The organism is Mesorhizobium sp. 128a (genome assembly GCF_053848025.1).
The window spans coordinates 19,572-33,224 of the sequence record NZ_JBSPKY010000005.1 but is presented as its reverse complement, the minus strand read 5'-3'; the positions used below and the strand labels follow the sequence as shown (position 1 = coordinate 33,224).

Genomic DNA, 13,653 nt, shown 5'->3' with positions numbered 1-13,653 from the left:
CGTGATGAGCGACAGTGTCAGAAAGGCCGTCGGCGTCGAAACTATCGGCATGACCATGCGCTTCGGCGGCTTCACGGCGCTGGACAGCGTTTCCGTGAAGGTGCCGGCAGGTTCGTTCCATGCGCTGCTGGGCGAGAACGGCGCCGGCAAGTCGACGCTGGTCAAATGCATGATGGGTTTTTATCACCCGACCTCCGGCGACATCTTGGTTGATGGCCGCGAGGTCAGGATTGACAGTCCCCGCGACGCGTCGGCGCTCGGGCTCGGCATGGTCTACCAGCATTTCACCCTGGTGCCTTCGCTGACGGGTGCGGAGAACCTCGTCATTTCGCGTAAAACGGTTCCCGGCATCATCGACTGGCGCAAGGAACGCGCCGGCCTTGCCATGTTCATGGAGCGCATGCCGTTCAAGCTGCCGCTCGACGTCAAGGTGGCGGAGCTTGCCGCCGGCGAGAAGCAGAAGCTCGAGATCATCAAGCAGCTCTATCTCGGCCGCTCCTTCGTGGTGCTTGACGAGCCGACCTCGGTGCTGACGCCCGGCGAGGCGCAGGAGGTGCTGGGGCTGGTGCGCGCCATGACCAGGGCGGGCGACCTCACTGTGCTGATGATCTCGCACAAATTCCACGAGGTGACGGCCTTCGCCGACGATGTCAGCGTGCTGCGCAAGGGCAAGCTCACCGGAACCGGCCGCGTCGCCGATCTCGACCACAAGGCGATGGCGGCGATGATGATCGGAGACCAGCCGATCGCAGCCCTCGACAGCCGCGCCGCGCCGAAACCCGATGCCGAAACGGTGCTGAAGGTCAGGTCGCTGAAGGCGCCTGACAGAACCGGGCTGAAGTCGATCCGCATCGAGGATCTCGGTGTACGCTCGGGCGAGATCGTCGGCATCGCCGGCATTTCCGGCAATGGCCAGAAGGAGTTGCTGGAAGTGCTGGCCGGCCAGCGCCCACTCGAGGCGGGCGAGGTCTTGGTGCGCGGCACTACCTATGCGGCGACCCGCGCCGAGGCCCGCGCGCTCAATGTCCGTCTCATCCCCGAGGAGCCGTTGAAGAACGCCTGCGCGCCGAAAATGACGGTGGCCGAGAACATCTCCTTCCGCACCTTTGACATCGACGGCAACGGCAGACCTGTGAGCTGGATCAGCACCAGTGCCATTCGTGCGTTCAGCGCCAGGCTGGTCGAGCAGTTCAGGGTCAAGACCGCGTCACTGTCCTCGCCCATCGCCTCGCTGTCTGGCGGCAATGTGCAGCGTGCCGTGCTAGCCCGCGAACTGACTGGCGCGGTCGACCTGCTGATCGTCTCCAACCCGTGTTTCGGCCTCGATTTCTCGGCGGTCGCCGAAATCCGTGCCCGCATCATGAAGGCGCGCAATGCCGGTGCAGCGGTGCTTCTGATGTCGGAAGACCTCGACGAACTGCTGGAACTCTCCGATCGCATCTTCGTCATGTCGGACGGCGCGCTGGTCTATGAAACGCCGATCGCGCAGGCGAGCGTCCAGACCATCGGCGAGCATATGGCGGGACATCACTGATGGCTGAAATCGATGCGCTGCCGTTTCCCTTCGTCTTCAAGCCGGAATCCATGGCACTGATCGTCATCGACATGCAGCGCGATTTCGCCGAGCCCGGCGGCTTCGGCGCCAGCCTCGGCAACGATGTCAGCCGTGTCACGGCCATCGTGCCGACGGTGAGGAAACTGATCGAGGGCTTTCGTGCCGCCGGCCTGCCGGTGATCCATACTATGGAGTGCCACAAAGCCGACCTTTCCGACCTGCCGCCGGCCAAGCGCAACCGTGGCAATCCGTCGATCCGCATCGGCGACATCGGTCCGATGGGCCGCGTGCTGATATCAGGCGAACCGGGCACGGCGATCCTCGATGAGTTGGCCCCCCTGCCCGGCGAGATCGTCATCGAGAAGCCGGGCAAGGGCGCCTTCTATGCGACCAGCTTCGGTAACGACCTCAAGTGGCTCGGCGCGCAGCAACTCGTCTTTGCCGGCGTCACCACCGAGGTCTGCGTGCAGACGACGATGCGCGAAGCCAATGACCGGGGCTATGAGTGCCTGCTGGCTGAGGATGCGACCGAAAGCTATTTCCCCGAATTCAAGGCGGCAGCGCTCGCCATGATCCGCGCGCAGGGCGCGATCGTCGGCTGGACCGCGACGACCGACCAGGTGCTGCAGGGACTTGCCAATGGCTAATCTGGCTTTTGCCGGTCTCGCCGCCGGCGGCTGGCGCGATCTGAAATACGAGCATTTTCGCGAGGGCATCGCGGTCCACTGGCTGCTCAAGGCCGGACCGGTCGAGCCATCGGTCGCGATCCTCAACTATCGGCCCGGCGCCGGCGTGCCGCGTCACCGCCATGTCGGGCTGGAAACAATCGTCGTGCTCGATGGCACGCAGAGCGACGAGAATGGCGATTATCCGGCCGGCAGCGTGGTCCTGAATCCGGTCGGAACCGAGCATTCGGTGTGGACGAAGGACGGCTGTACCGTGCTGATCCAATGGGACCTGCCGGTAATCATTCTGGGGGAGGCAACATGAGTGATATCCGCTTCGACATCGGCGGTCTGCACAAGGCCTACGCGGATGGCCTCAGCGTTGCCGCCATGATCGATGCCGTTCACGCCCGCATCGCGGCTGCTGACGATCCGGGCATCTTCATCCATGTCGCCAGCAAGGCGCGGATGCTCGCCGAGGCTCAAGCGCTCGGGCCGTTCGATCCGGTGATGAAGCCGCTGTGGGGCATCCCCTTCGCCGTCAAGGACAACATCGACGTCGAAGGCATGCCGACCACGGCGGCCTGCGCCGAATATGCCTATACGCCGGAGACGGACGCCACAGCGGTGGCGCGGCTCAAGGCCGCCGGCGCGCTTGTGGTGGGCAAGACCAATCTCGACCAGTTCGCGACCGGTCTTGTCGGCGTGCGCACGCCGTATCCGATCCCGAGGAACGCCATCAATGCGAGCCTCGTGCCGGGCGGCTCTTCGTCGGGGTCCGCCGTGGCGACGGCGCGCGGCATCGTCTCTTTCGCGCTTGGCACCGACACGGCAGGATCCGGCCGGGTTCCCGCCGGCCTCAACAACATTGTCGGGTTGAAACCCACGGTCGGCGCACTCTCGGCCGCCGGCGTCGTGCCTGCCTGCCGCACGCTTGATTGCGTCTCCGTTTTCGCGTTGACCGTCGACGACGCCTATGCGGTGTTCGGCGTGGCCGCCGCCAAGGACCCGGCCGATGCCTATTCGCGGGCGATCAAAGTGCCGGCCCTTGCCGTGCGCCCGCCTGTACTGAGTGTCGGTGTCCCGGCGAAGGCGGATCTCGAATTCTTCGGCGACACTTCGATGCGGGCGGGCTTCGAGGCGGCTCTTGGTTGTCTGGAAATGCTCGGCTGCCGGCTGATCGAAATTCCGTTCAGTGATTTCTACGCCACCGCCAACCTTCTCTACGAAGGTGCCTGGGTGGCCGAACGCTACGCGGCCATCCGCGACTTCATGGACGCCAACGAAGCGGCCATCCATCCGGTGACGCGCACGATCATCGGCGGCGCGCGCAACCTTTCGGCCGCCGACGCCTTCAACGGCCTGTATGCGCTACAGGCTTACAAGGCAAAGCTTGCGCCGGTCATCGCTTCTGTCGACCTGTTCTGCGTCCCGACAGCCCCGACCCACTATAGGGTTGATGCCGTGCTCGCCGATCCGATCGGCACCAACAGCCGGCTCGGCACCTACACCAATTTCGTCAACCTGCTCGACATGTGCGGCATCGCCGTGCCAACCGGCAAGCGCGACGACGGGATGCCGATGAGCGTGACCTTGCTGGCCGCCGCAGGCAACGACTGGTTGACGGCGGGACTCGCCCGCGAACTCCATGCCGCGAGTGCGCTTCCACTCGGCGCCACTGGCTGGGCACAGCCGGACCAGGGGCCGTTCGGCGAATATGCGCAGGACGGGATGATAGATCTGGTGGTCGTAGGCGCGCACCTTTCGGGAATGCCGCTCAACGGTCAACTGCGGGATCTCGGCGCCAGATTCTCGAAGGCAGTGAGGACATCGCCCGCTTACCGGCTCTATGCACTTGCCGGACAATCCGTGCCAAAGCCCGGTCTCGTCCGGGTCTCCAAGGATGGTGTGCGGATAGACGTTGAAGTCTGGCGGCTTGATCCAGACGCCTTCGGGCGCTTCGTCGCTGCCATCCCGTCGCCGCTCGGTGTAGGAACGATCGAACTCGAGGATGGCAGCGCGGCCAAAGGGTTCCTGGTCGAAACCGCAGGCCTCGCAGGCGCGTCCGATATCTCCACCTACGGTGGCTGGCGCAGTTTTGTCAGACGTGACCAAGCCGATCAAACCGACATCCGGTCAAAGAGGACCGCGGCTCTCCCGATGTAGATCGAATGAAGCCCAGATTCGCGGACGGCATTGTTGGCTTGCAGAGGCAGGTATTGGATGCCATCTGCCAACGTCTGATTCTAAGGCACAGCGTCGCGGAATCGATTTCGAGTTGCTTGGCGCGCGAGCGCGATGCAAGGCGCCGCTTTCGCCATCGCAATTGCCGCAAAATCAAAGAGATGGAGCGATTTCAACGTGTCTGTGGAACGATTGACGGCTCTAGGCCTTTTGTCCGGGTTGGCATGGCTGGACACGGACGTCTAAGGCTGGAAATGTGATTGCGTCTTCGCTGCCGGGGGCTGCCGGAGGACGAGGAGGATGGCGCTGAATTTCGAATATATTGCCGGCCATCCGGCGCTGCATCGTTATGTCCAGGCGCAGTCGAAGGCTCTGCTGCACATCTATGAAACGAGCCCGCGCCTGGCCGCCGTGTTCGCCACGCAACAGCGTTGGCTGCTGGCTCACACTGGCCTTGCCCTGCATTTCGCGCGCGACCGGCGCGATCCCCGCACGGAACTTACCCTCGCCCGCTTCATCGATGCCGTGCTTCGCTATTCCGTCGCCAGCCGCAACACCGCCGAGGCCTTCGTCAAGGAGATGCTGCACTATCGCATCATCGAATACCTGCCGCACACCGGCGACGGACGGGCCCACCCGTTTCAGGTGACGGCGGCGACGCTGAAGGAATTCGACGGCTGGGTGATCGCGCACCTGCGCACGCTCGACGGTCTCGATGGCGGCAACCGCCTCACCTTGTTTCTCGAGCAGCACGGCATGATCGCCAGGCTGCAGCCGATGGTGGCGGAAGGCCTGCTTTCCTCCAACCCGGTGCGCGAGCCCAAGCAGACCTTCTCGCTGTTCATCTGGCTCAACAATGGCGGCATCGTCATGGATAGGCTGATGTCGGGCATCGACCCTGATCATGCCGGCCTCGACCAGATCCCGACCAGCGTGGTTTCGATCGGCGAATTCGCCAGTTGGTTAAAACTTTCGCGCACTCATCTGGCGCGCAAATTGCGCGAGGCCGAAAAGCTCGGCAGCGTCGGCTGGATGGGCCGGCGCGGGCATTCGGTGATGTGGGTCTCGAACAGCTTCTACCAGGAATACATGACCGTGCAGGCCGCCAAGCTTGCTGTCATCGATGCCGCTTTCGCGGCGTCGTTTCCATTGCCGGCAAGCGGAACGATCCAGGCAGAACGATAGCGATCCATCCCCACTGAAGCGGGATGGATCAACTGGTCAGGGAAGCCAGCGCACCGCCTCAATCGATGTCAAAAGACACGCCCTGCGCCAGCGGCAACGCCTTGGAATAGTTCACCGTGTTGGTGGCGCGGCGCATATAGGCCTTCCAGGCATCCGAGCCGCTTTCGCGGCCGCCGCCGGTTTCCTTCTCGCCGCCGAACGCGCCACCAATCTCGGCGCCCGATGTGCCGATATTGACGTTGGCGATGCCGCAATCCGAGCCGTCGACGCCGAGGAAGCGCTCGGATTCCTGCAGGTCACGCGTGAAGATCGACGATGACAGCCCGGCGCCGACTGCATTGTGCTCGCCAAGCACGGCGTCGAAGTCGGAATATTTCATCACATAGAGGATCGGCGCGAAGGTTTCTTCCGTCACAGGCGCAACCTGCTTCGGCATTTCGACCAGCGCCGGATGCACGTAGTAGGCGTTGGGATGACCATTCTCGACCCGCGTGCCGCCGGTCACCTTGCCGCCATGGGCGCCGGCTTCCTTCAGCGCCTTCTGCATGGCGTCGAAAGCCGCCTTGTCGATCAGCGGCCCGACCAGCGAGGAAGTCTCCAGCGGATTGCCCACCGAAACACTCTCGTAGGCTTTCTTCAACCGGGGCAGCAGCGCATCATAGACGCTGTCATGCACGAACAGGCGCCGCAGCGTCGTGCAGCGCTGGCCGGCGGTGCCCATGGCGCCGAAGGCAATGGCGCGCAGCGCCATGTCGAGATCGGCGGTCGGGCAGACGATGCCGGCATTGTTGCCGCCGAGTTCGAGCACGGCGCGGGCAAAGCGCTTGGCCAGCCTTGGGCCGACATCCCGGCCCATGCGCGTCGAACCGGTGGCCGAGACCAGCGGCACCTTGGGATGGTCGACCAGGATCTCGCCGACGGCGCGATCACCGATCAGCACCGGCGCCAGACCCTGCGGCGCATCCGCGCCGAAGCGCTTGACCGCGCGGGCAAAAATCGCCTCGCAGGCGAGCGCCGTCAGCGGCGTCTTTTCCGACGGCTTCCACACCACGGCGTCGCCGCAGACCAGCGCCAGCGCTGCATTCCAGGACCACACCGCGACCGGGAAGTTGAAGGCCGAGATGACGCCAACGACGCCGAGCGGATGCCAGGTCTCCATCATGCGGTGTCCCGGACGTTCGGTGGCGATGGTCAGGCCGTAGAGCTGGCGGGAAAGCCCGACCGCGAAATCGCAGATGTCGATCATTTCCTGCACTTCGCCGAGGCCTTCGGACGGGATCTTGCCGACCTCGATCGATACCAGCCGGCCAAGCTCGGCTTTGTGCGCGCGCAGCTCCTCGCCGAGCAGCCGCACCAGTTCGCCGCGGCGGGGACCCGGCACCATCCGCCAGGCCTGGAACGCCGTGTGCGCGGCGTCGATGGTCCTGGCGGCCTCAGCCGGTGAAATCGTCTTCAGCGCCGCGATCTGTTCGCCCGTCACCGGGCTGCGCACGATGAGGTCGCCGCCGGTGAGCGCATCCTTGGCCACGCCCAGTTTCGCCAAAAGTTCAGCCGTTTCCTTCGCTATCGTCATTTTTATCCCTTTCAGATTCGCTCGCCATCATGTGGCGGCGATCGAGCCTTCGCGCCACGTCGCCCGCGTGCCGCGAAGGCACCTCAGGCGCTGTCATGGCGTGGCATTACTCGTTTCAGGGGAAAATCGCCACCCCGGCATGGTCCAAGCCGGGATTGCACGATTGAGCCAGCGGGGAACAGGCTTCAGTGCGCTGTCTTCGCGGGGGCCTTTACGGCGCCATCCCTCATCAGCCGGTCGATATGCATGCGGATGTGGGCGGCTTCCGCCGCCGTATTGGCGAGTGCAATGGCACGGTCGAAGGCGACACGCGCCTCCTCGCCGCGGTCGAGCTGCATCAACAGGCCGCCTTTGAGGCCGAAGAAGTGGAAATAGCCGGACAGCCTTTCGCCGAGCGGTTCGATCATGGCAAGGGCGGCTTCCGGGCCGCGCACCTTGGCGACCGCGACCGCGCGGTTCAGCGTCACCACCGGCGATGGCTGCATCACTTCCAGCAGGCTGTAGAGCAGGTCGATCTCGGTCCAGTCGGTGTCCTCGGGCGTTGCCGCCCGCGCATGCAGTGCGGCGATCGCCGCCTGCACCTGATAGGGTCCGGGCTTCTGGTGGCGCAGCGCCTTGTCGACAAGCGCCAGGCCCTCGTCAATCATCTTGCGGCTCCACAGTGAACGGTCCTGGTCGTCGAGCAGCACGATCTCGCCATTGCCGTCGAAACGGGCCGGCGCACGAGCATGCTGCAGCAACAGCAGCGCTGTCAGCCCCATGATTTCCGGCTCGGTCTGGAACAGCCTGAGCAACAGCCGCGCCAGCCGGATGGCCTCTTCGCAAAGCGGCGCACGCGCCGGCGCTTCGCCGCTGTTGGTCGAATAGCCCTCGTTGAAGATCAGGTAGACCATGGCGGCGACCGCGGCGAGCCGCTCCGACCGTTCGACCGCGCCTGGTGTCTCGAAGGGCACGCCGGCGTCGGCAATGCGCGCCTTGGCGCGGGTGATGCGCTGCTCCATGGCGCTTTCGCCGACCAGGAAGGCGCGCGCGATCTGCTTGACCGTGAGACCGGAGACTATGCGCAAGGCGACCGCGATCTGCTGCGTCGCCGGCAGGTCCGGATGGCAGCAGATGAACAAAAGCCGCAGGATATCGTCGCGGTAATGCGCGCCGTCCAGCCGCTCGGCGATATCGCTCTCGGCGTCTTCGAGGTCCGATATCTGGTCCTCTTCCGGCATCGGCGCCTGCTTGGCGCGCTTGCGCACCGCATCGATGCCGCTGTTGCGGCCGACAAAGATCAGCCAGGCCGCCGGATCGCGCGGTGGCCCGTTCTGCGGCCAGTTCTTCAGCGCCCTGAGGCACGCGTCCTGGAAAGCCTCTTCCGCGGCGTCGAGGTCGCGGAAATAGCGCAGCAGCGCGCCCATCGCCTGCGGACGGGCGGTGCTGATCGCGTTGCTGATCCAGGCAAGTTCGGTCATGCGGGCACTCTGGCGGGATTTAAGATGGAAACCGGACGTATCTCGTAGGAACCGCCGCTCGGATTGACCTCGGAAAGCTCGCGCGCGAAATCGACGGCCTCGTCGAGATCGGCGCATTCGAGCGTATAGAAGCCGAGGAACTGTTCCTTGGTCTCTGCAAACGGGCCGTCGATGACGACGGGCTCGCCCTTGACCTTGCGCAGCGTCGTCGCGGCGGTGGTCGGCAACAGCCGCGCCACCGGGCCAAGCCGGCCGGCCACGGCATACTTTTCCTGCACCGCCAGAAGATTGGTCATGACCTCGTCGTCCTGTTCCTTGCTCCAAGAGCAGACGACGTCTTCGGAGGCGTAGCAGAGGATAGCATAGAGCATGGCAAGTCCTTTCTCTGTCAAAGGACGAAACAGTAGGACCGATGCCGACACGGCGTCGACAAAAATTTATGGCGATTTGGTCAGCCTTCCCGAACCTTCAGCCACCTAAGCACCAGCGCCTCCTCGTCGTCGAGACCGTCTATCGATCGCTTGCGCTTGTTGGCCTCGGTCATTTCGCTGAGCAGCCGTCCTTGCGACCACGCTTCGAACACCTGCGGATGGATATAGCATTTGCGGCAGACGGCGCGCGTGTTGCCCAGCCGCTCGGCCACCTTGTCGATGACGGTATTCATCACCCGCTTCACCCCGGCCTGGCTTTCGGGAAGCTCCGTCTGTGCAAACAGCGACGCGGCATGGATCGTGCCGCCCCAGGTGCGGAAATGCTTGGAGCTGAAATCTTCTCCGACAGCATCGCGGATGTAGCGGTTGACGTCGTCGGAGCGAACCGGATGCCGGGCGCCGTCCTCATCCAGATACTGGAAGAGCTTTTGCCCCGGTATATCCTGCGCGCCGCGCACAACCTTGGCGATGCGGCGGTCGACCAGCTGCAGTTTCCACTCCTTGCCGGACTTGCCCTTGAAGGCAAAGCGCAGGCTCGATCCCTGGATATCGACGTGGCGGTCGCGCAGCGTGGTCAGCCCAAAACTCTTGTTGTCGCGGGCGTAGGCGGCGTTGCCGACCCGGATCATCGTGTTGTCGAGCAGCCAGACGATTGCCGCCACGACGCGCTCGGCCGGCAGGCCGCGGCGGCGCAGGTCGGCATCGATGCGGCGACGCAATTCCGGCAGGCTTTCGGCAAAGGCGACAAGGCTCGAATATTTGGCGCCGTCGCGCTCGGCGGCCCACAGCGGATGGTAGCGATACTGCTTGCGCCCGCGCTGGTCGCGGCCGGTCGCCTGGATATGGCCGGCGGGATCGGGCGAGATCCACACATCCGTCCAGGCGGGCGGAATGGCCAGCGCCTTGATGCGGGCGATGGCCGAAGCGCCGACGGCCTGGCCTTTCGCGCCCTTGTAGGAAAATCCCGCGCCCGTCTTCAGGCGGCGAATACCTGGCTCGCTGTCGCTGACATAGGTCAGCGAAGCCTGTTCGGCGGAGGCCTGCGCGCCATTCTTCGGCGTCCCATTGACTCCCTGCCCGGCAACCGATCGGCCGGATGGCGCCCCGGATCTGTCCAGCATGCCCCCTCCACGAGATTTTTCTCGTAGATAAGCGCCGGACAGGCCACTGGTTCCGCCGCGCCACTTAGAATGGCGGCACCAGCCAATCTTGCTCGTTGGCGTTTCGACGCAGCTACGCTTTTTCCAGCGCAACGGGAATGACATCGACCGCCTGGTCGCCGACTTGTCCGCCGGTGGTTTTCAAGACGCCGACGATCGGCGCCACGTCGGAATAGTCGCGGCCGTAGCCAACGGTGATATGGTCGTTGCTTGCCCGCATGCCGTTGGTCGGGTCGAATTCCTGCCAGCCGGCATCGCGCCCGCACCACACCTGGACCCAGGCATGCATGGCATCGGCGCCTTCGAGCCGTGGCTTGCCCTTCGGCGGAATGGTGCGTAGGAAGCCGCTGACATAGCCGGCGGGGATGCCAAGCCCGCGTAAGCCGGCGATCATGATGTGCGAGAAATCCTGGCACACGCCGCGCTTCAGGCGGAAGGCGTCGCTTGCCCTGGTATGCACGGTGGTCGCCTTGCCGTCATAGATGAAGTCGCGATGGATGCGGTTGCACAGATCGATGGCCGTGCCCACCGTCGAGCCGCTGGCGCTGCCGCGTGCATAGGCGGTGATCGCCGCATCGATGCCGGCATGATCGCTGGCCATGAGAAAGTGATGCGGCGCGTCAGCCGCCAGTGACCGCACCGCGCCGAGTTCTTCCCTCAGGCGCCGCAAGTCGGGCGACACGTCGAGCCCAGGCTCCGGACGCGACACCGACACGCGCGCACTCATCCTGATGTCGAGCCCGTCATGGACATCGCGAAAGGCGATGGCGGTGACGTTGTTGCCGAAGAAATCGGAAAAATCGGTGCGCTCCGACGGGGTCGGCACAAACGAAAGCGAGGCGGCGACCACACGCTGTACGCCCTCAATGGTCGGCGGCAACACGCGCACCTGATGTCGGCTGCCACCGGCCGCGGCGTCATAGTCGTAGCTGAGATGAAGCCTGATGTCGTACAGCATGCCTACTTTTCTTGTTTGACGGAGGCTCTTCTCGCAAAACCCGCGCGACACTTTTGCGGAACCTGCTTAGCCGAAATACGCTTTGGCGAGGCTGTTGTAGAGGTTGCCGATCTCGGTGGCGAGATCGTCCAGCACCTCCGCCGACATCTCCGATGGCTCCATGACGGCAATTGCCGTATTGAGCTGCAGGATTTCCTTGGCCGCCGCCGACATATGCCCTTCCGGGCCGACAGACGGCAAGAGGCCGATTTCCGCCCTCAGCCGTTCGAGCTGGAACAGGATAGAGCGTGGGTTGAGCGGGTCGAGCGCCAAAAGGTCGATCACCGTGCGCCGTCCGGCCCGCACCGGATACTGCCGGCGATGGGTCATGACGCTGTCGCCGATCTCCAGCATCATGTCGAGCGAGCCGTCCGGCGCACTGGCTCGGGTGAGACAGGCAAGCGTGCGGGCGATCTGGATGCCGCGCTCGATGCGCCGGCCGATCTCGAGGAAACGCCAGCCGGTGAAACGGTACATGTTCTCATGCAGCAGGCCGGAAAAGCCGGCGAGCTTGCGCAGCATGACCGTCATCGCCCGCGTCGCATCGTCGCCCGGCGCCACTGTCGTTGCGAATTGGTGGATGGTCTTGGACAGGTCCTTCAATGCCAGCCAGCCATCGGGCGAAAACCGGTCGCGGATCTGCCCGGCGCTGTAGACGGCGCTGTCCAGCGTGCCGATCAATCCGGGCGGAATGGCTGCTTCGAGGTCGATGCCGAACGGTTCGAGATAGTCCCTGACGCCGGCGAGCAGCGGCATGTCCGGATCGGACGTCTCGGCCAGCCGCACATGATAGGCGCGCAGGATGCGCACCGTGTCTTCCGAGCGCTCGATGTAGCGGCCGAGCCAGGTCAGGTTTTCGGCCGCACGGCTGGGCAGGCTGCCCGGCATGGTGCGGGCAAAACTGTCATGCTCCTGCGGCAGCAGCGTCTCGCGCTCGACCGGCTTGTCGCTGACCACCCAGACGTCGGCCGCCTGGCCGCCGCGCTGCATGGCGATGGCCGTCGGGTCGAGCGAGAGGCCAACGCGGGCGAAACCACCCGGCATCACCGTCCAGCCCTCCGGCGTGCGCGCCAGATAGACGCGCAGGCTGGCCGGCCGTGGTTCCAGCCAGCCGCCGACATAGACCGGCGTCGTCGACAGCGTCACCGCTTCCTGGCCAACGAAACCGCCGCCGTCGCTCTCGATCCGCGCAATCAGCGCAGTGCGTTCCTCGGGCGTCAGCGCCGAACCGAGCCTGGTCTGATCATCGTCCTCGAAGGCAAGGCGCGTCGACAGCGCCGGGCCGACCACCATGCGGTCGAGATTGGCAATCACATGCCGGCGTTCGCTGTCCTGCCCGCACCACCAGGTGGCGACGCTCGGCAACAAAAGCTCTTCGCCGCGCAATGCGCGCGAGATCTCCGGCAGGAAGGCGAGCAGCGCCCGCGTCTCCATCAAGCCGGAGCCCAGCGCGTTGACGGTCGAAACGGCACCGCGGCGGATCGCCTCGACCAGCCCAGGCGTGCCGATCTGCGAGTCGGGCCTGAGTTCCAGCGGATCGGCGAAGGCGGCATCGAGCCGTCGCCACAGCACGCTGATCGGCATCAGCCCGGACACCGTGCGCACCATCAACTTGCCGCCGGAGACTGTCAGGTCTTCGCCCTCGAGGAGCATGATGCCAAGATAGCGGGCGATATAGGCGTGCTCGTAATAAGTCTCGTTGAGCGGCCCCGGCGTCAGTATGGCGACGCGGCCGTCATTCTCCTTGGCCATGCCGATCAGCGCATCGCGAAAACGGCGGAAGAAGCCGGCCAGGCGATGCACATGCATCTCGCCATAGATGTCCGACAGCGCACGCGTGGTGGCGACGCGGTTTTCCAGCGCAAAGCCGGCGCCCGACGGCGCCTGCGTACGGTCGCCCAGAACCCACCAGCGTCCATCCGGCCCGCGGCCGAGCTCGAAGGCGCAAAAATGCAGGAAATGCCCGCTGGCCGGCCGGGTGCCGGCGATCGGCCGCAAATATTCAGGGCTCGCCGCAATCAGGCCGGCCGGCAGGATACCCTTCTCGATCAGCCGGTTCGGCCCGTAAATGTCGGCGACGATCTCCTCGAACAGATCGGCTCGCTGCACGAGGCCGGCGCTGATCTCGGCCCATTCCCTGTCTTCGATCAGCAGGGGAATATGCGCCAGCGGCCATTCGCGCTCATTGGCGCCGGCCTTGTCGTAGACGCGGTAATAGACGCCGGCGTCGCGCAGATACTGGTCGGCGCGGGCGAAGCGCTGACCGAGCTTTTCCGGACCCAGTTCCTCCAGCGCCTCGATGAAAGCGGCCCAGGCTGGACGCGGATGACCCGACGCATCGACCATCTCGTCAACGACACCGTCAATCGGCTGGTAGTGCTCCAGCAGACTGTGCCTCAGCGGCTTGCCGCGTATCTTTTTCTGATTCCCCTTTGCCATCGCT

The 13,653-nt window shown here is 64.7% G+C and carries 11 protein-coding genes; 5 read left to right on the top strand and 6 right to left on the bottom strand.

Going from position 1 to position 13,653, the window contains the following annotated elements:
• Nucleotides 1-4: 4 nt before the first annotated feature.
• The 5 genes from ACWTU9_RS10925 (at nt 5) to ACWTU9_RS10905 (ending at nt 5,589) form a co-directional block, all read left to right on the top strand.
• Complete coding sequence (locus ACWTU9_RS10925) at nt 5-1,534, top strand: ABC transporter ATP-binding protein (RefSeq protein WP_455858305.1); 1,530 nt, start codon at nt 5-7, stop codon at nt 1,532-1,534.
• Nucleotides 1,534-2,202, top strand: a complete 669-nt coding sequence (locus ACWTU9_RS10920; RefSeq protein WP_454574602.1) for a cysteine hydrolase family protein — start codon at nt 1,534-1,536, stop codon at nt 2,200-2,202. The genes ACWTU9_RS10925 and ACWTU9_RS10920 overlap by 1 nt, the downstream gene beginning before the upstream one ends.
• On the top strand, nt 2,195-2,545 hold the full coding sequence (locus ACWTU9_RS10915) for a cupin domain-containing protein (RefSeq protein WP_455858304.1): 351 nt from the start codon (nt 2,195-2,197) through the stop codon (nt 2,543-2,545). The genes ACWTU9_RS10920 and ACWTU9_RS10915 overlap by 8 nt, the downstream gene beginning before the upstream one ends.
• Nucleotides 2,542-4,386 (top strand): allophanate hydrolase, encoded by a 1,845-nt coding sequence (atzF, locus tag ACWTU9_RS10910; RefSeq protein WP_455858303.1) that lies wholly within the window; start codon nt 2,542-2,544, stop codon nt 4,384-4,386. The genes ACWTU9_RS10915 and atzF overlap by 4 nt, the downstream gene beginning before the upstream one ends.
• 318 nt (nt 4,387-4,704) lie before the next feature.
• Nucleotides 4,705-5,589, top strand: coding sequence for a hypothetical protein (locus ACWTU9_RS10905; RefSeq protein ID WP_454585714.1), 885 nt, complete (start codon nt 4,705-4,707; stop codon nt 5,587-5,589).
• A 58-nt stretch (nt 5,590-5,647) separates the two neighbouring features.
• Here the strand turns inward: ACWTU9_RS10905 and amaB are convergent, their stop codons facing one another.
• The 6 genes from amaB to ACWTU9_RS10875 form a co-directional block, all read right to left on the bottom strand.
• On the bottom strand, nt 5,648-7,162 hold the full coding sequence (amaB, locus tag ACWTU9_RS10900; RefSeq protein WP_455858302.1) for an L-piperidine-6-carboxylate dehydrogenase: 1,515 nt from the start codon (nt 7,160-7,162) through the stop codon (nt 5,648-5,650).
• A gap of 185 nt (nt 7,163-7,347) precedes the next feature.
• Nucleotides 7,348-8,622 (bottom strand): RNA polymerase sigma factor, encoded by a 1,275-nt coding sequence (locus tag ACWTU9_RS10895; RefSeq protein WP_454585716.1) that lies wholly within the window; start codon nt 8,620-8,622, stop codon nt 7,348-7,350.
• Nucleotides 8,619-8,993, bottom strand: a complete 375-nt coding sequence (locus tag ACWTU9_RS10890) for a YciI family protein (protein WP_455858301.1) — start codon at nt 8,991-8,993, stop codon at nt 8,619-8,621. The genes ACWTU9_RS10895 and ACWTU9_RS10890 overlap by 4 nt, the downstream gene beginning before the upstream one ends.
• Before the next feature lie 80 nt (nt 8,994-9,073).
• The gene (locus ACWTU9_RS10885; RefSeq protein WP_454585717.1) at nt 9,074-10,174 is read right to left on the bottom strand and encodes a DNA topoisomerase IB; all 1,101 of its coding nucleotides are present in this window, start codon (nt 10,172-10,174) and stop codon (nt 9,074-9,076) included.
• A gap of 112 nt (nt 10,175-10,286) precedes the next feature.
• On the bottom strand, nt 10,287-11,171 hold the full coding sequence (locus ACWTU9_RS10880) for a transglutaminase family protein (RefSeq protein WP_455858300.1): 885 nt from the start codon (nt 11,169-11,171) through the stop codon (nt 10,287-10,289).
• Nucleotides 11,172-11,237: 66 nt separating this feature from the next.
• Nucleotides 11,238-13,649: a circularly permuted type 2 ATP-grasp protein gene (locus ACWTU9_RS10875; RefSeq protein ID WP_455858299.1), complete on the bottom strand. Its 2,412-nt coding sequence runs from the start codon at nt 13,647-13,649 to the stop codon at nt 11,238-11,240.
• Nucleotides 13,650-13,653 lie beyond the last annotated feature (4 nt).